The 20,167-nt window shown below is 70.0% G+C and carries 14 protein-coding genes and 1 pseudogene; 7 read left to right on the top strand and 8 right to left on the bottom strand.

Translation table 11 applies throughout. The annotated features are described in order from the left end of the window. Positions 1 to 11 precede the first annotated feature (11 nt). Positions 12 to 935 carry a 4-hydroxybenzoate octaprenyltransferase gene (gene ubiA / locus H9L17_RS08130; protein WP_187568985.1) on the top strand — a complete coding sequence of 308 codons (924 nt, stop codon included), beginning with the start codon at positions 12 to 14 and terminating at the stop codon, positions 933 to 935. Positions 936 to 951: 16 nt separating this feature from the next. On the opposite strand, the gene H9L17_RS08125 is transcribed toward ubiA, so the two are convergent. After that, the gene (locus tag H9L17_RS08125; RefSeq protein WP_187568984.1) at positions 952 to 1,677 is read right to left on the bottom strand and encodes a ComF family protein; all 726 of its coding nucleotides are present in this window, start codon (positions 1,675 to 1,677) and stop codon (positions 952 to 954) included. 49 nt (positions 1,678 to 1,726) lie between these two features. Between H9L17_RS08125 and bioB the strand changes: the two genes are divergently transcribed. After that, positions 1,727 to 2,761: a biotin synthase BioB gene (bioB, locus tag H9L17_RS08120; RefSeq protein ID WP_187568983.1), complete on the top strand. Its 1,035-nt coding sequence runs from the start codon at positions 1,727 to 1,729 to the stop codon at positions 2,759 to 2,761. Between the two features lie 3 nt (positions 2,762 to 2,764). Then, a complete protein-coding gene (gene bioF / locus H9L17_RS08115) occupies positions 2,765 to 3,988 on the top strand; it encodes an 8-amino-7-oxononanoate synthase (RefSeq protein ID WP_187568982.1) in 1,224 nt (407 codons plus the stop codon). Between the two features lie 126 nt (positions 3,989 to 4,114). Here bioF and H9L17_RS08110 read toward each other — a convergent pair whose 3' ends face one another. From H9L17_RS08110 to H9L17_RS08090, 5 genes are all read right to left on the bottom strand, one after another. Beyond that, on the bottom strand, positions 4,115 to 5,575 hold the full coding sequence (locus H9L17_RS08110; protein ID WP_187568981.1) for an NAD-dependent succinate-semialdehyde dehydrogenase: 1,461 nt from the start codon (positions 5,573 to 5,575) through the stop codon (positions 4,115 to 4,117). Continuing rightward, positions 5,572 to 6,753: an MFS transporter gene (locus H9L17_RS08105; RefSeq protein ID WP_187568980.1), complete on the bottom strand. Its 1,182-nt coding sequence runs from the start codon at positions 6,751 to 6,753 to the stop codon at positions 5,572 to 5,574. The genes H9L17_RS08110 and H9L17_RS08105 overlap by 4 nt, the downstream gene beginning before the upstream one ends. 165 nt (positions 6,754 to 6,918) lie before the next feature. Further along, the gene (locus tag H9L17_RS08100) at positions 6,919 to 8,313 is read right to left on the bottom strand and encodes a tetratricopeptide repeat-containing sulfotransferase family protein (RefSeq protein WP_187568979.1); all 1,395 of its coding nucleotides are present in this window, start codon (positions 8,311 to 8,313) and stop codon (positions 6,919 to 6,921) included. 9 nt (positions 8,314 to 8,322) lie between these two features. Beyond that, complete coding sequence (locus H9L17_RS16130) at positions 8,323 to 10,734, bottom strand: TonB-dependent receptor (protein WP_187568978.1); 2,412 nt, start codon at positions 10,732 to 10,734, stop codon at positions 8,323 to 8,325. A gap of 46 nt (positions 10,735 to 10,780) precedes the next feature. Then, positions 10,781 to 11,650, bottom strand: a complete 870-nt coding sequence (locus tag H9L17_RS08090) for a carbon-nitrogen hydrolase family protein (protein WP_223158034.1) — start codon at positions 11,648 to 11,650, stop codon at positions 10,781 to 10,783. A gap of 265 nt (positions 11,651 to 11,915) precedes the next feature. On the opposite strand from H9L17_RS08090, the gene H9L17_RS08085 reads away from it, so the two are divergent. Then, positions 11,916 to 13,655, top strand: a complete 1,740-nt coding sequence (locus tag H9L17_RS08085) for a serine hydrolase (protein WP_187568976.1) — start codon at positions 11,916 to 11,918, stop codon at positions 13,653 to 13,655. A gap of 13 nt (positions 13,656 to 13,668) precedes the next feature. On the opposite strand, the gene H9L17_RS08080 is transcribed toward H9L17_RS08085, so the two are convergent. Together H9L17_RS08080 and gabT are read right to left on the bottom strand one after the other, a co-directional pair. Then, the gene (locus H9L17_RS08080; protein WP_187568975.1) at positions 13,669 to 15,465 is read right to left on the bottom strand and encodes an aminotransferase-like domain-containing protein; all 1,797 of its coding nucleotides are present in this window, start codon (positions 15,463 to 15,465) and stop codon (positions 13,669 to 13,671) included. A 16-nt stretch (positions 15,466 to 15,481) separates the two neighbouring features. Further along, a complete protein-coding gene (gabT, locus tag H9L17_RS08075) occupies positions 15,482 to 16,771 on the bottom strand; it encodes a 4-aminobutyrate--2-oxoglutarate transaminase (protein WP_246455041.1) in 1,290 nt (429 codons plus the stop codon). 348 nt (positions 16,772 to 17,119) lie between these two features. On the opposite strand from gabT, the gene H9L17_RS08070 reads away from it, so the two are divergent. The 3 genes and pseudogenes from H9L17_RS08070 to bioC all read left to right on the top strand — a co-directional run bounded on the left by H9L17_RS08070 (position 17,120) and on the right by bioC (position 20,138). Beyond that, positions 17,120 to 18,310 carry a CaiB/BaiF CoA transferase family protein gene (locus tag H9L17_RS08070; protein WP_246455039.1) on the top strand — a complete coding sequence of 397 codons (1,191 nt, stop codon included), beginning with the start codon at positions 17,120 to 17,122 and terminating at the stop codon, positions 18,308 to 18,310. A gap of 2 nt (positions 18,311 to 18,312) precedes the next feature. Beyond that, positions 18,313 to 19,062: pseudogene (bioH, locus tag H9L17_RS08065) on the top strand (pimeloyl-ACP methyl ester esterase BioH); the annotation flags it as partial. A gap of 152 nt (positions 19,063 to 19,214) precedes the next feature. Further along, the gene (gene bioC, locus H9L17_RS08060) at positions 19,215 to 20,138 is read left to right on the top strand and encodes a malonyl-ACP O-methyltransferase BioC (RefSeq protein WP_187568972.1); all 924 of its coding nucleotides are present in this window, start codon (positions 19,215 to 19,217) and stop codon (positions 20,136 to 20,138) included. Positions 20,139 to 20,167: the final 29 nt, after the last annotated feature.

The raw sequence follows: 20,167 nt of genomic DNA, 5'->3' as shown, positions 1-20,167 counted from the left end.
CCGTATCGACGATGTCCCATCCGCGCGACGCCGCCCCGGAGCCTCAACCCGAGCCCTATTGGCGCGAACGCTTGCGTCAGTACTGGGTGTTGGTGCGTGGCGACCGCCCGATCGGCTGGCTGTTGCTGCTGTGGCCGACGTGGTGGGGGCTGTGGATCGCGGCCAAGGGCGTGCCGCCGTGGTGGCCGCTGATCGTGTTCTCGGTGGGTGTGTGGCTGACCCGCGCGGCCGGCTGCGTCATCAACGATTACGCCGATCGCTGGCTGGACGGCAGCGTGGAGCGCACGAAGCACCGTCCGCTGGCGACTGGCGCCGTATCCGGACGCGAAGCGCTGGCGGTGTTCGCGGTGCTGATGCTGCTGGCGTTTGCGCTGGTGCTGACGCTGAACCGCCTCGCCGTCTACATGAGCGTGGTCGGCGTGTTTCTGGCCGCCAGCTACCCGTACCTGAAGCGCTACACCTACCTGCCGCAGGTGTACCTGGGCATGGCGTTCGGCTGGGGCATCCCGATGGGGTTCGCCGCGCTGACCGGGGCGGTGCCGCCGATCGCGTGGGTGCTGTACGTCGCCAACATCTTCTGGGCCACGGCCTACGACACCTGGTACGCGATGGTGGATCGCGACGACGACATCCGCATGGGGGCGAAGTCCACCGCGATCCTGTTCGGCGAGATGGATCTGGTCGCGCAAGGCGTGCTGTACGCCTGCATGTTCTTCGCGCTGGCGTTGGTCGGGCGCGATGCCGGCATGGGCGCGTGGTACTGGGCCGGGCTGGGCGTCGCGGTGGTGCTGGTGGCCTGGGAGTTCGGGTTGGCGCGCGGACGCGAGCGCGACCAATGTTTTCGTGCGTTCCTGCACAACAACTGGGTGGGGATGGCGATCTTCGCCGGCATCGCCCTGGACTTCGCGCTGCGGGCCAAGGCCGTGGCGGCCTGAATCCCAAGTCGCGTGGTTACGCCACCCGCGCGCAAACCCACGCTTCCACCCGCGCGACGCCGGCGTTGCGCAACGCCGCTGCGGCGGCGTGCAGAGTGGCGCCGGTGGTCATCACGTCGTCGAGCAGGACGACATGCGCCGGCAGCGGCGCAGCCGGATTTACCGTGAACGCGCCGCGCAGATTGCGTCTCCGCGCGTCCGCATCCAATCGCGACTGCGCGGCAGTGGCTTTGGACCGATGCAGCACATCGGTACGCAGAGGCAGACACAACGCCTTCGCCAGCGGGCGCGCCAGTTCCAGTGCCTGGTCGTAGCCGCGCCGGCGCAGGCGCGCACGATGCAGCGGCAAAGGCACCAATGCATCGGGTCGCGGCAACGCGGCGAAGCGCTCGGCCATGCATTGCGCCAGCACCCGGCCGGCGGCGAAGTCGCGATGGAACTTCAGTCTCGGCAGCAGCCGATCCAGCGGAAAGGCATAGTCGAATGCGGCATGGACGGCATCGAGTGGCGAAGCGTGTCGCAGGCATTGCCCGCAGAGGCCTGCCTGCGGCAGCGGCAGCGCGCAGCGGGAACAGGCAGAACCCTGCCAGGGAAGATCGGCATGGCAGCCGGCGCACAGATCGCGCCCCGGCATGCCCGCATCGCCGCAGACGACGCAGCGCGGCGCGAACAGCCAGCACAGCGGCGCGCGCAGGCATCCGTCAACTTTCTGGATTGATGATTGGTTGACGGTGCCCGGCATGCATCCCAGACTGCGCGCTTCCCCGCATCGCGTCAGTCGGAAAATCCCCATGCCCGAGGTCGCCGTTTTCCCCATCCGCCACGACTGGAGCCGCAGCGAGGTCGAAGCGCTGTTCGACCTGCCCTTCCCCGAGCTGCTGCATCGCGCCGGCAGCGCGCATCGGCTGCATTTCGATCCCGCCGAAGTGCAGGTTTCGACGCTGCTGTCGGTCAAGACCGGCGGCTGCCCGGAGGATTGCGGCTATTGCCCGCAGGCGGCGCGCTACCACACCGGCGTCGATGCGACGAAGCTGATTGAGCTGGACGCGGTGGTCGAAAAGGCGAAGCAGGCGAAATCCGCTGGCGCCTCGCGCTTCTGCATGGGCGCAGCGTGGCGCTCGCCGAAGGATCGCGACATCCCCAAGGTGGCAGCGATGATCCGCGAGGTGAAGGCGCTGGGCCTGGAAACCTGCGCCACGCTCGGCATGCTGTCGGGCGAGCAGGCGCACGCGCTGCGCGACGCCGGCCTGGATTACTACAACCACAACCTCGACACCGATCCCGAGTTCTACGGCGACATCATCCATACCCGCGAGATGCAGGATCGCTTCGACACGCTGGAGCGGGTGCGCGACGCCGGCCTGAAGACCTGCTGCGGAGGCATCGTCGGCATGGGCGAATCGCGTCGCCAGCGCGCCGGCTTGCTGCGCACGCTGGCCAACCTGCCGGCGCATCCGGATTCGGTGCCGATCAACCGACTGGTGCAGGTCGAGGGCACGCCGCTGCACGGCACGGTGGAACTGGACCCGTTCGAGTTCGTGCGCACCGTCGCGGTCGCCCGCATCCTGATGCCGAGGTCGATGGTGCGCCTGTCCGCCGGCCGCGAAAGCATGAGTGACGAACTGCAGGCGTTGTGCTTCACTGCCGGCGCGAACTCCATCTTCTACGGCGAGAAGCTCTTGACCACGGGCAACCCGGACACCGAACGCGACCTGGCCCTGTTCGCCCGCCTCGGCCTGCGGCCGATGCAGGTCGAAGCCGCCCGCGACGACGCCATCGACGCCTGCACCGCCACGGCGCACGCGGGCATCACCGAAGCGGCCTGATCCGTGCCGCGCGAGTCGCTGCCCGCCCGCATCGCCGCGCAGCGCGAGCAGCGCATCGGCGAACACCGCATCCGCATCCGCCGCACCGTCCTGCGCCGCGATGGCGCGCGCTGCGAAGTGGCGGGCGCGGACGGTGTGCCGCGCTGGTTGCTGAACTTCTGCGGCAACGACTATCTCGGCCTGTCGCAGCAGTTCGCGGTGGCCGGCGCGTTGCAGGACGTGGTCTCGCGCGAGGGCGCGGGCGGCATGGCCTCTCACCTGGTCTGCGGCCACCACGCCGAACACGAGGCGCTGGAGCGCGAAGTCGCCGACTGGCTGGGCGTGCCGTCGGCGCTGTTGTTCGGCAGCGGTTACATGGCCAACCTCGCGGTGGTGCAGGCGTTGCTCGGCAGGGCCGATGTGTGCGTGCAGGACAAGCTCAACCACGCCAGTTTGATCGACGGCGCGCGGCTGGCCGGCTGCGCGCTGCGCCGCTATCCCCACGCCGATCCCGAAGGCGCGCTGCGGCAGCTGCGAATGACGCCGGACGGCGCTGCGCTGCTCGCCACTGACGGCGTGTTCAGCATGGATGGCGACGTCGCGCCGCTGAAGCAGCTGGCGCTGGTCGCGCGCGTGCAGCATGCGACGTTGTACGTGGATGATGCGCACGGCATCGGCGTGCTGGGCGAGGAGGGGCGCGGCAGCATTGCCGATGCCGGCCTCGATGCCGCCGCGGTGCCATTACGGTTGGTCACGCTGGGCAAGGCGCTGGGCAGCTACGGCGCGGTGGTCGCGGGCGATGCCGATCTGGTGCGCCATCTGGCCGAAACCGCACGGCCCTACATCTACACCACCGCGCTGCCGCCGGCGCAGGCTGCGGCATCGCTGGCGGCGGTGAAGCTGGCGCGGCGCGAGCACTGGCGGCGCGAGAAGCTCGCCGCGTTGGTGCAGAGGTTCCGCGCCGGCGCGCGCCGGCACGGGCTGGACCTGCTGCCGTCGGACACGCCGATCCAGCCGCTGCTCTGCGGCAACGATGCGGTCGCCGTGGCGATGGCGGCGGCACTGGAACGCATGGGTTTCTGGGTCGCGGCGATCCGCCCGCCAACGGTGCCGGAAGGCAGCGCGCGGCTGCGCGTCACGCTGTCGGCCGCGCATGCGGATGGCGATGTCGACAAGCTGGTCGATGCGCTGGCGCGCGCCCGCGATTACGCACAGGCCGGTGCGTCGTCCGGTGCCGTCGTGGTGTGATGCTGCGCGGTGCGCGTATGGAGAGCGGTTCTGAACGCGGATCAACGCGGATGGGACGCGGATAAAGAAACCAAAGGGGCGTTTGCTTGATCCGGCTTTTTCCGCGTTGATCCGCGTCAAAAATGCCTACACGCCGCCGACGCAGACGTACTTGAGTTCGGTGTAATCGTTCAATCCGTACTTGGATCCCTCGCGGCCCGTGCCGGACTGCTTCACCCCGCCGAACGGCGCGACCTCGGTGGAGATCAGGCCGGTGTTGATGCCGACGATGCCGCATTCCAGCGCTTCGGAGACGCGCCAGCTACGCGCCAAGTCGCGGGTGTAGAAATAGCCGGCGAGGCCGAATTCGGTAGCGTTCGCCATGGCGATCACCTCGTCTTCCGTCTGGAAGCGGAACAGCGGCGCGACCGGGCCGAAGGTTTCCTCCCGCGCGATCAGCATGCCGGCATCGACGTCCAGCAGCACGGTCGGCTCGAAGAAGGTGCTGCCCAGCGCGTGGCGCTTGCCGCCGGTGGCGACGCGCGCGCCCTTCGCCGTCGCATCGGCGACGTGCTCCTCCACCTTCGCCAGCGCCTTGGCATCGATCAGCGGGCCTTGATCCGTTGCGCCCTGCAAGCCGTCGCCGACGCGCAGCGCCGCCACCGCCGCAACGAGTTTTTCCGCGAACGCCTCATATACCCCTTCCTGCACGAACAGGCGGTTGGCGCAGACGCAGGTCTGCCCGGTGTTGCGGTACTTGCTGGCAATCGCACCGGCGACCGCCGCGTCGAGATCGGCGTCGTCGAACACGATGAAGGGCGCGTTGCCGCCCAGCTCCAGCGACACGCGCTTCATGCCCTCGGCGCACTGCGCCATCAGCCGCTTGCCGACCGCAGTGGAGCCGGTGAAGCTGAGCTTGCGCACCTTCGGGTTGCCGGTCATCTCCTCGCCGATGGCGGCGGCGTCATGGCCGGTGACGATGTTGAGCACGCCCGGCGGCAGCCCGGCGCGCTGCGCGATCACGCCGAGCGCCAGCGCCGAGAACGGGGTCTGGGTCGCCGGCTTGCAGACCACGGTGCAGCCCGCCGCCAGCGCCGGGCCGATCTTGCGGCCGAGCATCGCCGAGGGGAAGTTCCACGGCGTGATCGCGGCGACCACGCCCACTGGCTGGCGCAGCGTGAGGATGCGCTTGTCGCCGGCGTGGCCGGGGATGGTGTCGCCGTACATGCGCTTGGCTTCCTCGCCGAACCATTCGAGGAAGCTGGCCGAATACGCGACCTCGCCTTTCGCTTCCGCCAGCGGCTTGCCCTGCTCAGCGGTCATCAGCGCGGCGAGGTCGTCCTGATGCTGCAGCATCAGATCAAACATGCGGCGCAGGATCTGCGCGCGTTCCTTCGCTGTTTTTTTCGCCCATGCGGGAAACGCGGCATGCGCGGCGTCGATGGCGCGGCGGGTTTCGTCCGCGCCCATGTCTGGCACCGTGCCGAGCAGTTCGCCGCTGGCGGGATTGGTCACGTCGCAGGCGTTGCCGTTGTCGGCATCGAACCACTCCCCGTCGATGAGCGCACGCTGGCGCAGCAGGTCGGGATCGGAAAGAACGAGGCTCATGGTGCGGATTCCTTGTCGAGGCGATGCGCGCCCGCCAGCGTGGCGACGGCGGACAGCGCGAGTATGGTCAGGGCGGTGGCGATGAGCGCGTGATCGCCGCCGCCGCGCAGCACCCAGCCGGCCAGCAGCGGGCCGGAGGCCAGGCCCATCTTGGAAACGAAGCCGGCCAGCGTCGCCAGCCGGCCGCTATGGTCGATCTTCGAGAGCATGCCGAACAGGCAGGGCACCACGAACGACCAGGTGATCGCGGTGCCGACGTTGGCGGCGAAGAACACCGCCTTGCTGCCGCTCCAGAAAAATGCGGCGGTGCCGACCAGTGTCAGCGCGAAGGCCACCAGCAGCGGGTGCAGCCGGTTGCGCGGCGTGCCCATCGCGATGACGGCCACCGCGCCCAGCGCGCCGATCCACGTCGCCCAGCCCAGCGTGTGACTGATGAAGTCGCGCGCCAGCCCGAAGCGTTCGCCCAGCCCGATGATGAAGGCGGACAGCGCCATGTTGCCGCCCTGGAACAGGAACATCGCCAGCAGCGCGAACGCGGCGGTGCGGCGCGCGGTCGGGGTCAGTGCCTGCCGTTGCTCGTCCTGCGCGGCGGCGGCATCGTCGAAGCGCGGCAGCATCGGCAGGGCCAGCAGCGCAACGGCGGAAAAGCCGGCCAGCACCATGAACAGCAGTTGCGCGCCATGCGTCGGCACCAGCGGCGGCAGCACCATCAGGCCGAGCCCGGCCAAGCCGAACTGCACCAGCAGCAACATGCCGAAGGCGCGATCCGGCGACTGCGTGCGCGCCATCACCGAGTACGAGATGCCCACCGCCATGCCGCCGACGAAGCCGTGCACGGCGCGCAGCAGCGTCAGCGGAGTCGGTTCGCGCACCGCGACGGAGGCGATGTCGAGCAACAGCAGCACGCCCAGCAGCAGCGCCAGCGTCGGCCGCCAGCGCAGCTTGCGCACTACCAGCGCGGCGGTCAGCGCGCCGGCGCTGGCACCGTAGATGTTGGCGGCGGCGACGGTGCCGGCCTGCGCGTTGTCGAAGCCCCAGCCAGTGACTAGGCCATCGACGATCGCCGACATGATGTTGATGTAGAAGAAGCCGGCGGTGGCGACGAAGGCCAGCAGCGCGTACACCCACAGCGGCGTGGATGTTGCGGGGGATGCAGTTGTGGCGGGTGTCGTGTTCATCACTCGGCTTTATTGGGTGGGCTTTTGTTGCTCGTCATTTCTGCGGTGGGGATGCTTTGCTCGTCATTCCCGCGAAGGCGGGAATCCAGCTCTTGATCTTCAAAGCGAAAGCTGGATTCCCGCCTTCGCGGGAATGACGGCAGTTATTTGGGACGGGAGTCGTCATCAAGAAACGGCCTTGTCCTCGATGTCGATACCGGCAGCACGCAACGCCTCCGCCAAGGGAGCCAGCTCGCTCTCATAGCGCCGCCACAGCCCGACCGAGCTGCGGTACATCGGCTGCCGCACCTGCGCGGCGCTGGCGGTGAGCGAGGCCTGTTGGTTGCGCTCGAACTGCAGGCAGGCGTCTTCCCAGTCCAGCCCGGCATGCGCGACCAATCGGCGGCTGACGGCTTCCTGATTCGCCACGAGGTCTTCGTAGTCCACTTCGAGGAAGCGCTCCGTCGGCAGCAGCTTGCGCCAGTGCGCCATCAGCGCGTCGTAGGCTAGCCAGTAACGCGCCAGATCGTCGAGGTCGTAGGAGAACGGATAGCCCATCCGAAACAGCGTCTTGTACATCGCATGGCAGGCGTCCATTGGATTGCGGCGCAGATGGACGATGCGCGCCTGCGGCAGCGCTGCGGCGACGATGCCGAGGTAGAGAATGTTCAGCGGCGTCTTGTCGATCTGGCGCAGCGCGCCGCCATCGGACAGGTGCGCGCAGTAGCGTTCGCCCAATGCGCGGAAATCCAGCGTGGTGGATTTGCGCACCAGTTCGGCCTTGCCGCTGGCCGGGCCGGCGCATTGCATCAGCGCCATCGCCAGGTCGGTGCTTTCGCCGCGACTGGTGACGCGCGAATGCGAACCCAGGATGCGATCCACCAGCGTGGTGCCGCTGCGAGGCAGGCCGACGACGAACAGCGGGCGCGCGTCCTCGCAGCCCGCGTGCTTGCGGGCGAAGAAGCCGGCATCGAAGGCGTCGGCGATCAGGCGCATCGTCGCCACGTCGTCCTCGACGCGATAGCTCAGGCCGCGCCGGCGCGCATCCGCGCCCTGTTTCAGCGCGGCGAACGCGGCCGCGTATTCGCCGAGGTCTTCCAATTCCTTCGCCAGCGCATAGTGCAACGGCACCTGCATCGGCGACGCGACGGGCGTGGCTTCGCACTGCGCGCGCAGCGCATCGACGTGGTTGCGCGCCGGTGTCTGCTTGCGCAGCGTGGCGCGGTTGTACCAGGCGTCGCCGTCGCCGGGTGCTTTCGCGATCACCGCGTCCAGCGCGGCTTCCGCTTCGTCCAGTCGGCCCAGCGCGATCAGCGCAGTCGCGTGGTTGTAGAGGTACTCGGGATCGTCCGGGCACAGCGCCAGCGCGCGAGCGCTGCAGCGCTCGGCGTCTTCGTGCCGGCCCAGCGCGGCGAGGCGGCTGGCGATCTCCTGCAACAGCCGCGGGTCGTCCTGCGCCTCGCCGGCCAGCGCCAGCAGCGCCGCGATGCAGGCGGCGGCATCGCCTTGCCGCAACGCCAGTTCGGCAAGGCGCAGGGCCTCCATCCGCTGGCGCGTGATGGCGGCGTCAGCGGACGGCATGCCCATGCCTCAGAAGCGGTAGCTGACGGTCACGCCCACGGTGCGCGGCAGCGCGGTCAGCGCCTTCGACCCGTTGCCGAAATAGTGCTGTGCGGGCGAGGTGCCCATGTACTCGGTGGTGTAGACGCCGGTCACGCCCGCTTCGTTGCCGATGTTCTTCAGCCACAAGGTCGTGTCCCAGTTGCCGCGGCTGTAGGTCGCCGATGCGTTGAAGATAGCGAACCCGTCCAGCGTGCGCTGGAACTTCGGGCTCAGGCTCATCGCGTTCTCGGTCTCGGACTGGTAGTAGGCGTCGGCGCGCAGCACCAGCCAGGCTTCGCCCAGCGCGATGTTGTAGTTGCCGGACGCGTTGAAGCGGTGCTTCGGCGCGCCGGGCAGGGCCATGCCCTTCAGGCCGTAGGTGTAGGTGCCGTCCTGCGAGACTGCGTCGGCGTCGAGCTTCGCGTCGGTGTAGGCATAGCCCAGCGAATAGCCGAAGCCGTTGTCGAAGCTGCCGGCCAGTTCGAGTTCCACGCCGCGGGTGCTGGCCTTCTGCGCGTTGGCCACGGCGAAGAAGCCCCAGAGCGGCGTGGAGCTGTTGATCTGCGGGTCCTTCCAGTCCACGTAGAACAGGTCGGCGTTGTAGGTGAGGCGGCCGACCGCGCCCTTCACGCCGATCTCGTGGTTGCGCACGGTGTCGGCGCGGTAGGTCGTCCAGGCCGGGTCCTCGGCGAAGTTGCCGGCGGTCGGGGTGCCGTTGGTGCCGCCGCGGCGGAAGCCCTCGGACACGGTCGCATAGAGCTGGTTGCGCGGCGAGAACGCCCACGCCACGTTGGCCTTGAACAGGGTCTTGCCGGCCGACTCGTCCGCCGTGGAAGTGCTGGCCGCCGAGCCGGCCCACGGGCTCACCCGCATGGTCTGGCTGGCCTCGGACTCGACGCGGAAATGGCGGAAGCCGCCGGTGAACTGCACGGTGTCTGTCGCGTGCCAGGTCAGCTCGCCATACACCGCAGTTTCCTTGAAGTGTTCCTTGGTGCGGTAATGGAAGTCCTGGTCGTCGACGATCAGGTCCTCGTAGCCGGGGCCCCAGGCGTCGTTGCTGTAGGCGTCCCACCAGCGCTTGAAGCCGCGCAGGAAGCTGTCCTGCCCGCTGTTGCGATCCTGCTTCTGGTAGTACGCGCCCAGCACGTAGTCCACGGCGCTCCCCGTCTTCGAAACCAGCCGGAACTCCTGGGTCAGCGCCTTGTCGCCGTAGTCGCGCACCGCCGTCGCCAGCGGGCGCGGGTAGTTGTAGTAGAACGCCGCCAGCCAGCCGTTCTGTGCGTAGAAGCCGGTGTTCTCGCTGACGATGTCGCCCTTGTGGTCGTACTGCGAGGTGCTGGAGGTGAGGGTGGCGAAACCGAGGTCGATGCTGGCTTCCAGCGCGGCCATGTTCACGTGGCGGCTGGATGGCTCCAGCTGCACCGAGCCGATCTCGTTGTCGCCGTAGGCATCGCCCCAGCCGTCGGTGCCCAGGCTGGTGCCGCGACGGCCGCCGAAGCGGTCGGCCTGCGCGGTATAGCTCAGGGTGGCGTCGAAGCGATCGTTCGGCGTCCAGCGCAGCGCGATGCGGCCGTAGCTCTGCTCGACGGTGTCGGCGTCCTTGTGGTTCTCGTAGACGGCATCGTCGGCCAGCACGCCGTTCGGCGCGGTCGGCAGGCCGTCGGCGTCGAGCGCATAGACGTTGCGATAGTCGGTGACGCCGGGGAAGTCGTTGCGGGTGCCGTTCACGCGCAGCGCGAAGGTGTCCGACAGCGGCAGGTTGAAGGTGAACGAGCCGGACTTGCCGATGCCGCCGGAGCCGTCGACGCTGGACAGGCCCAGGCTCACGCGGCCTTCGGTGCCGGACGTGTCCGGCTTGCGCAGGATGTAGCGCACCGCGCCGCCCAGCGCGCCGGAGCCGTACAGCGTGCCCTGCGGGCCGCGCAGCACTTCCACCCGGTCGATGTCGGAGAGCAGGAAGTTGGCGAACAGCGGCGTGCTGTCCACGTAGGTGGCGACGGTGGCCGAGGCCGACACCGCGTAGTCGCCCAGCGCGGAGCTGTCCACGTTCAGCCCGCGGATGCGGATGCCGCTGACCACGCTGGAATTGCGCGCGCCGCGATCCACCACGCCGACGCCGGCCACGCCGCGCATCAGCTCGGCGTTGTCGAGGATGTTGCCCTGCTCGATGGCCTCGCCGGACACCGCGCTGATGTTGTAGGGCACGTCGAGGATGTCCTGCGCGCGGCCCAGCGCGGTTACCGTGACCGTTTCCAGTTCGGTCACGCCGGCTTTCTTCTGCGCGTCCTGGTCGGGTGCGGCGTCCTGTGCATGGGCGGCCTGCGCGCCGAGGCCGGCGGCGATGGCGAGCGCCAGCAGCGACAGGCGGCGCGGCGCGTGGTTGGTGCGGTGCGTGGTCATGGTGATCTCCCCCGGGAAAAGAATGACGTGATGAATGGGCGGACGGTCAATCGCGTTGCGGGCGTTCGAGCGGGCCGAGCCGCGCCAGGGCGTCGGAATCGGCGCGGCCGGCGCCGTAGGCCGGGTAGACGACCGGGTTGTCGCGGAAGCTCTTGAGCGGCTGCCCCAAGCCCTGCCAGCCGCGTTCGCGGCAGCGGCGCAGGTAGGCGAAGTCGATCTCAACGGCGATGATTTCCCGCCCGCTGCCGGCCTGGTGGATCACCTCGCCGCCCGGTCCGCAGATCACCGAACCGCCGACGCCGAGATCGCCGGCCACGTTGACGTCGATGAAGTAGCACTGGTTGGTGGCGGCGCTGGCGCGGGCGATGGCGACCTCGACATCGCGGTCGATGGTGTTGGTCATGGTCGGGTGCAGGATCACCTCCGCGCCCATCGAGGCCAGCGAACGCGTGGTTTCCGGGAACCACATGTCGTAGCAGATCGAGATGCCGAAGCGGCCCGCGCCGGGCACGTCGAACACCACGAACTCGTCGCCGCACGCGATGCCGCGCTCGTAGGGCGCGAACGGGAACACCTTGCGGTAGCGCGCGACCACTTCGCCCCGCGGGTCGATCACTGGCGTGGTGTTGAACACCGCGTCGTCGCGCCGCTCGTACAGCGAGCCGGGCACCAGCCACAGATCGTGCCTGCGCGCGAGATCGCGGAAGAAGCCTTCCGCCTCGCCCGGCATGCACTGCGCGAACTCCGGCGAGGCGCCGAAGCCGCACAGCTCGCCGGTCATCACCATCCGCACCCACGGGAAGCGCTTGGCCACCGCGGCCACTTCCGCGCCGATGCGCTCCAGGTTGTCGCCCGGGCCGTAGGCCAGCTGCAACCCGGCGATGCCGAACCCACCCGCGTTTGCGCTGTGTTCCAAGACGCGCTCCCCAGACTCCTGTGATGGAGCGACGGTAGCTGCGGCGGCGCGCGCGGTGTGGGGCCAGTTCCGGGAAACGGGTGGTGCCAGTGGCGCCAGCGCCGCCGTATGCCGGCGCGCTGGCTCCATCTGATGCGCAGGACTGGCGCTATGGTTGCGGCGGGAAGGGAGACAGCCTTCGGGTTGTCGTTCCCGCGAAAGCGGGAACGACGAGCAAAAGAACGGCCTTTCCATCGCCTGCCAAGCAACCGGAACATCGAACCAGATGAAGCGACGCACTCAATCCGGCTGGACGATGGCGGCGCTGCTGGCGCTGTCGGCGGCCTGTGCGGCGGGCGATGGCGCGCGCGGTGCGCTGGGCTTCGAGGTGTTGATGCACGGCGCCGATCCCGGCCAGCCGGTGGACTTCGCGTACTACGCGCCGCAGCCGAACAGTTCGACCACGCTGCCGCGCAACCGCTTCGAAGGCCGCCTGCGCCTGTCCGGCGCGGTCGAGCGTGGCGGCTTCCTCGCGCACGTGGATCGCTATCGCGCCGCCAGCGACGGCGACAGCCCGCGCAGGCACCTGCCCGATTTCGACTTCGAACTGGTGCAGGCCGGCAGCCATCTGATCCCAGTACGGCGCGACTCGGTGGCGAACGCGCATCCGGACTGGGAGTTCGTGCTGTCTCCGGGCCGCGTCTGGGACGAACTAGGCGACGCCGGCTACAGCCGCGCCGCGCTGCCGTTCGCCCTGCAGCAGAAGAACGCCAACTGCATCCACAACGGTGTGCTGACGTTCCTGTTCAAGGACGATGGTTCGGTCTCGCAGGCGAGCTACCAGATCGCCTCGGAAACCTGCGCCTACTTCAAGGCGGATTTCTGGGGCCTGCTGCCGGCGCGCTATACGCCGCAGGCCGTGGATGGTTCGGACAAATTGATCGCCGACTACCGCGCGGAGGTCGCCGCGCGCATGCCGGTCAAGCCGCTGGCCGGGCTGGCGAACGACCATCCCGGCATCGACCCGCTGAAGTTCGCCGCGCCCAACGGCAAGGACCCGCGAGAGATGTCGCTGGTCGGCCTTGTCATCGACGGCATCCACTACAGCGGCGGCTGCGCCACCCGTTACGGCGCGTATCCGTATTGCGAATCGCTGGTGGTGCCCTCGTACTCGCTGGCGAAAAGCGTGTTCGCCGGCCTCGGCATGATGCGGCTGGAAACGCTGTATCCGGGCGCGTTCGATGCGCGGATCGAAGACTACGTACCGGCCTGCACCAACGGCTGGAAGGACGTGCGCTTCGGCGACGCGCTGGACATGGCGACCGGCCACTACGCCAGCGCCGCCTACATGCGCGACGAGGACGCGGACACCGGCAGCGCCACCGGCCTGTTCCAGTCCGAACGCCACGCCGACAAGATCGCCTACGCCTGCACCCACTACCCGCGCAAAGCCGCACCCGGCGCACGCTGGGTCTATCACACCAGCGACACCTACTTGCTCGGCACCGCGATGAGCGCACTGCTGAAGAAACGGCGCGGCGCGGATGCCGACATTTTCGACGACCTCGTGTATGCCGACGTGCTGCGCCCGCTGCACATCGGCCCCACCGCCGCCTACACCCGCCGCAGCTACGACGACGTGCGCCAGCCGTTCGCCGGCTGGGGCCTGATGTGGCTGCGCGACGACGTGGCGAAGATCGCGCAATTCCTCGCTGCGGGAAGCCGCACGCAGACCGTGCTGGACCAGGCGCAACTGGACGCCGCGCTGCAACGCGATCCGAATGATCGCGGCCTCGTCGCGCTCCCCGGCTTCCGCTACAACAACGGCTTCTGGGCCCACGACATCGGCGCGCGCCTGCCGGGCTGCAAGGGCGACGTCTGGGTGCCGTTCCTGTCCGGCTTCGGCGGCATCACGCTGCTGGTATTGCCGAACGGCGGCGCCTACTACTACTTCTCGGACGACGAGAGTCCGCTGTGGATGGACGCGGCGCTGGAAGCGCACCGCATTCGCAGCCTGTGCCCATGAATGCAGGCCGCTCTTACTTGCCCTTCCGCCTCGCCGCCGGCAACAGCACCGCCGTATCCGCCAGGAACCCGTCCTCGCCGTACAGCCGCAGCTGGTCGCCGTCCACCACCAGCGCGTAGCCCGAGGCTTCGCCGTAGGCCCACTGCTGCCATTGCCGGTACCAGCGGTCGCCTTCGATCCACCAGTGGCCGCGGTCGCAGTCCTCGCCGTCGTAGCCGGCGGTGCCGGCGAGGTTGCCGTCGGCGTGGATTTCGAGGGTGCAGGGTTCGCCGTACACGGTGCTGTAGAGCAGGGACGCGCCGGCCACCGCGCGGCGCAGCGCCTTGCCCTGCAGCGGCGGGATCGCCTCGTCCTCGATCCGGCGCGAGGACGGCGAGAGGTCGCCGCGCAGCAGCCGCGCCAGGCTGCGCACGCCGTCGCGGATGCGGCTGGCGTCGATGCCGGTGACGCCCATGCACAGGGCGTCGCTTCCGTCCGCGTGGCAGCCGGGTTCCACCAGCACGCCGATCGCCGCCGCCTGCCGCGCCAGTTCGCGCGCGTCGATGCCGGCGGGCATGCTGACCCAGTAGGCGCTGGCGCCCGGGAAGGTTTCGATGCTGACGCGCTGGTGCAGGTAGTGGTTGAGCGCGTCGCGCAGCGCGGTGCGGCGTTCGGCCAGCACGCGGCCGGCGCGCACCAGCCCGGCCGAGTAGTGGCCGAGGCCGATGAAGTAGGCCCAGGCGCGCTGCATCACCCGCGGCGGCGCGGTGCCCTGGTTGCGGCGCAGCTGGCGGGCGCGGTCGATGAAGTCGGCGGAGGCGGCCAGCACGCCGGGCGGTTCGCCGCAGGACACCGCCGGCGCGAGGCCGCCCACGTACACCACCCGGCCCTGGGTGTCCAAGGCGCGCAGGGCGGGCGCGACGCGACCGCCGTCCTGCACGCCGGCGGGGATGTCGTGTTCGATCAGCACGCCGTCGGCTTCGGCGACGCGCGCCAGCAGGCGGGCCGGCCAAGGCGAGCCGGCGGCGATGCCCCGGCGCGCGCTGGTGACGACCACCGCGCCTTCCGGCAGCGGCGCGGCCAGTTCCGGATCGAGGAAGGCGATGTCGGCGTGGCGCTCGCGCAGGCGGCGCTCGAAGGCGGGATCGACGGGGCGCTCCAGCACGACGGGCGTGCCGCGCCGCACCAGCAGGTCGCCCGCCAGTTGCAGGGCATGGCCGCAGGAGGTCGCCATCAGCACTTCGTCGGCGCCGGCCTGGATGCCGCGCATCGGCAGGAGTTTGCCGCGCACTTCCTCGACCAGCATGGCGTCGTCGGCGTCGCCGCTTTCGCGGTGCCATTGCAGGACTTCGTGGCGCGAGCCGGCCAACCGGATCGCCTCGCCCCATTCCGGTGCGGGCGTGAGTTCGGCGTCGACGCAGCCGTCGATGAAGGGGAACGGGAAGCGGTGCCAGTGCTGCGGGGCGCGGAAGCCGGCGTCGTCGGTCGCCGGCGGCAGCCGCGCGGCCAGCGGCGATTCCGGCGCGGGACGCCGCCGGCCCGCGCCGATGCGGGTGCCGGCGAGGTCGGCGGCCACATAGATGCCGCTGCGCGCGCGGCTGGCCAGATAGCCTTCGGCCAGCAGCGCATCAAAGGCCAGGCTGACGGTGTTGCGGGAGACGCCGATGCGCTCCGCCAACTGGCGCGAGGACGGCAGCCGCTGGCCGGGCCGCAGCACGCCGCGATGGATGGCATCGACTAGTTTTTGCCGCAGCTGCTGCTGCAGGCTGAGCGGCGCGGCCGGATCCAGCGCAAGGCGAAGCGGATCGAGCGCGCGCGGTTCGGCCTTCATCGCGGGCGCGGGCGGCTCAGCCGGCCCCGTCCGCGGCCAGCGCCTGCTCCAGCAGCGCCATGCCCTCGTCCAGTACCGCGTCCGGAATGGTCAGCGGGAACAGCAGGCGGATCGCCTCGCCCTGGCCGCCGCAGCCGAGCAGGATCAGGCCCAGCGCATGCGCGCGCTTGAGCACGGCCTGGGTGGCGGCCGGATCGACCTCGACGCCGCCGCGCTCGCGCAGCAGGTCGAAGGCGATCATCGCGCCCAGCCCGCGGATGTGGCCGATCGGGCGCAGGTCGCCGCGCTGCGTCCAAGCATCGAGCCTGGCGACGACGCGCGCGCCCAGCGCATCCGCGCGGTCGAGCAGGCGCTCCTCCTCGAACACGTCCAGCACCGCCAGCGCGGCGGCGCAGGCCAGCGGCGAACCGGCATAGGTGCCACCGAGCCCGCCCGGCGCCGGCGCGTCCATCAGCGCGGCGCGGCCGATCACGCCCGACAGCGGCAGCCCGCCGCCCAGCGACTTGGCGGTGACGATCAGGTCCGGCTTCACCCCGGAATGCTCCATCGCGAACATCCGCCCGGTGCGGCCGATGCCGGTCTGCACCTCGTCGGCGATCAGCACGATGCCGTGGGCGTCGGCGATGCCGCGCAGCGCCTGCAGCAGCTCCGGCGGTGCGGCGTTGAAGCCGCCTTCGCCCTGCACCGGCTCGACGATGATCGCGGCGATCTCCTCGGCGGAGACGTCGGCCTTGAACAGGTCGTGCAGCGCCTGCAGGCTGCGCGCCACGTCGATACCGGCGTGCGCCACCGGGAACGGCAGGTGGTACACGCCGCCGGGCAGCGGCCCGAAGCCCTTCTTGTACGGCGCGGTCTTGCCGGTCAGCGCCATCGCCATGAAGCTGCGCCCGTGGAAGCCGCCGCCGAAGGCGACCACCGCGTGCCGGCCGGTGGCGGCGCGGGCGATCTTGATCGCGTTCTCCACGGCTTCCGCGCCGGTGGAGAACAGGATGGTCTTGGCCGGGCCATCGATCGGCGCCAGCGCGTTGAGGCGCTCGGCCAGCGCGACGTAGGACTCGTAGGCGTTCACCTGGAAGGCGGTATGGGTGAAGCGCTCCAACTGGTCGCGCACCGCCGCCATCACCTTCGGATGCCGGTGGCCGACGTTGAGCACGGCGATGCCGCCGGCGAAATCCACGTAGCGGCGGCCCTCCACGTCCCACAGCTCGGCGTTTTCGGCGCGGTCGGCGAAGGCGGTCATGGCGGTGCCGACGCCGCGCGGGATGGCGGCGTTGCGGCGTTGCAGCAGGCTGGCGTTGTCGGTCACGGCGGGGCTCCTTGGCTCGCTTGCCAGACTGCGGGGGCGCCGGGGGCTGTCATAGGGCCAGATTGAAACATGGACTGGTGCCAGCGGCGGTGGCGGCCCGCGCCGCGCCTCGACAGGCCCCGGCCTTCGTCCCACACTAGTGCGGTATTCCGCAGGTTTCTGGCTCGTCGTTCCCGCGCCGCTTCTGACAGGCGAATGCCGGTCCGAAGCGGGAACCCGAGACGTTGATCCGTCGAACGCCGACCTCCATGCATCCCCGTTTCCGGGGCGATGGGCGAGGGCTTCTCGCGGATCGGACATTCGACCGTCCCGCCGCCGCGCCGGACGCCGTCATCGCAAGGTGCAGTTTTGAGCAGCAGCAACGACGCCCCGCTGGCGGGGCTGAAGGTGGTGGAACTGGCGCGGATCCTGGCCGGCCCGTGGATCGGCCAGACCCTGGCCGACCTGGGCGCCGACGTGGTGAAGGTGGAAGCGCCGGAAGGCGACGACACCCGCCGCTGGGGCCCACCCTTCGTCCGCAACGCCGACGGCAGTGAGGGCGATGCCGCCTATTTCCACGCCTGCAACCGCGGCAAGCGCTCGGTGGTGGCCGACCTGCGCAGCGAGGAAGGCCGCGCGCTGGTGCGCGATCTCGCCGGCGATGCCGATGTCTTCATCGAGAACTTCAAGGTCGGCGCGCTGGCGAAATACGGCCTCGACTACGCCAGCCTGCACGCGCTCAACCCGCGCCTGGTCTATTGCTCGATCACCGGCTTCGGCCAGGACGGCCCGTACGCGGCGCGCGCCGGCTACGACGCGATGATCCAGGCGATGGGCGGGATCATGTCGCTGACCGGTGAACCCGACGGCGGCCCGCAGAAGATCGGCGTCGCTTTCGCCGACCTGTTCGCCGCCCAGCACGGCGTCATCGCCATCCAGGCCGCGCTGCTGCAGCGCGCGCGCACGGGGCGCGGCCAGCACGTCGACATCGCGCTGCTGGATTCGATGGTCGGGATGTTGGCGAACCAGGCGATGAATTACCTCGTCTCCGGCATGTCGCCGACGCGCATGGGCACCGCGCATCCCAACATCGTGCCGTACCAGGCGTTCGCCGCCAGCGACGGCGCGCTGATGCTGGCGGTGGGCAACGATGCGCAGTTCGCGCGCTTGTGCGACGTGCTGGACGTGCCGCAGCTGGCGAACGATCCGCGCTTCGCCACCAATGCCGACCGCGTGCGGCATCGCGACGTCCTGGTGCCGCTGCTGGCCGATGCGTTCGCGCGCAGTTCGCGCGACGACGTGCTGGCGAAGCTGGAAGCGCAGGGCGTGCCGGCCGGGCCGATCAACAGCGTCGCGGAGGTGTTCGACGATCCGCAGGTGCGCCATCGCGGCCTGCGCCTCGATCTCGATGCGCCAGACGTGGCGGATGGGCGCATTCCCGGCGTGCGCACGCCGATCCGGTTCTCGGGAGCAAAGCTGGCGCTGGATCGCCCGTCGCCCAAGCTGGGCGCACACACGCAGGAAGTGACCGCCGCACTGGCGAAGGAGCGCATCCCATGAGCCTGCACGTCGACGTGATCGGCAACGGCCCGCCGCTGGTGCTGCTGCATGGCTGGGCGATGCACGGCGGCATCTTCGCGCCGCTGGTCGAACGCCTGCGCGCGCACCGCACGCTGCACGTGGTCGATCTGCCCGGCCACGGCCACAATCGCGACTGCGGCGTGCCGCTCGAGCTGGCTGCGTGCGCGCAGGCGCTGCTCGACGCGGTGCCGGAGGCGCCGTGGTGCGGCTGGTCGCTGGGCGGGCTGATCGCGCTGCATGCGGCATCGACGCAGCCGGCGCGCGTGCCCGCGCTGGCGATGGTCTGCGCCACGCCGAAGTTCGTGGTCGCCGACGACTGGCCGGAAGGCATGCCGGCGAACGTCTTCCTCGGCTTCGCCGCCGGCCTGCGCGCCGACTGGCAGGGCACCATCGACCGCTTCATCGCGCTGGAAGCCTTCGGCTCCGACCGTATGCGCGAGGAGCTGCGGATGCTGCGCGACGCGGTGCTGGCGCACGGCGAGCCCTTGCCGCGCGTGCTGGCGGAAGGGCTGCGGGTCTTGCAGGCCAGCGACCTGCGCGACGCGCTGCCGTCGCTGCCCGTGCCCAGCCTGTGGCTCGGCGGACGCCGCGACCGGCTGGTCAACCCGGCGGCGATGCAGGCGTCCGCCGCGATCGCGCCGGACGCGCGCTTCGTGCAGATCGAGCATGCCGGCCATGCGCCGTTCCTGACCCATGCGGATGACGTGGCGGATGCGCTGCTCGATTTTCTTGATGTTTCCGACCGTCATTCCCGCGAAGGCGGGAATCCAGTTTTTGATTCTCAAGGGCAACCGCAAGAGCTGGATGGGACAGACCTTCGTCTGTCAGAAGCGGCCCGCCTTCGCGGGAATGACGAGCAAGGGCCAGATGACGGGCATAAGCAATGAACGCACCTCTGTTCGACGCCAAGCAGGTCCGCCGCGCGTTCTCGCGCTCCGCCGCCGGCTACGACGCCGTGGCGCAGTTGCAGCGATTGGCCGAGGCGCGGCTGATCGAATCGCTGGACTACCTCGACGATCCCGCCCTGAAGCGTGAGCCGCCGCGCCGCGTGCTCGACCTCGGCTGCGGCACCGGCCACGCCAGCGCGCTGCTGCAAAAGCGCTGGCCGAAGGCGGAAATCCTGTCGTTCGACCTCGCCTTGCCGATGCTGCGGCAGGCGCGCGCGGCGTCGAAGCCGGCATCGCGCTGGCTGTCCAACCCGTTCGCGCGCGCGCCGGTGCAGGTCTGCGCCGACGCGCGCCGCCTGCCGCTGGCCGAGGGCAGCGTCGACGTGATCTTTTCCAACCTGTGCCTGCAATGGGTGGAAGACCTCGACGCGGTGCTCAACGGCTTCCGCCGCGCGCTCAAGCCGCAGGGCCTGCTGCTGTTCTCCACCTTCGGCCCGGAAACGCTGTGGGAGCTGCGCGGCGCGTTCGCGCAGGCCGACGCCGCGCCGCACGTCAGCCCGTTCGTGGACACCGCCGGCATCGGCGATGCGCTGGTCAACGCCGGCTTCTTCCAGCCGGTGGTGGACCGCGACGAGGAGGTCACGCTGTACCCGGACATGCCCGCGCTGATGCACGAACTGCGCGCGCTGGGCGCGACCAACGCGCTGGCCTCGCGCCGCGCCACCCTGACCGGGCGCGGGCGCTTCGCCGCCGCCGCCGCCGCGTATGAGACGCACCGCGTCGACGCCGGCCTGCCGGCGACCTGGGAAATCATCAGCGCGATGGCCTGGGCGCCGGAGCCGGGCGCGCCGATCCGCGAAGGCGGCGCCGATCTGGTGGCGGTGCCGGTGTCGCGGATTCCGATCCGCCGCCGGGCGTAGCGCAAGCCGATACGGGATGCCGGCGGTCG

The sequence above is a fragment of the Thermomonas brevis genome (assembly GCF_014395425.1).
GTDB lineage: Bacteria > Pseudomonadota > Gammaproteobacteria > Xanthomonadales > Xanthomonadaceae > Thermomonas > Thermomonas brevis.
This window is presented reverse-complemented; position numbering and strand designations above follow the sequence as displayed.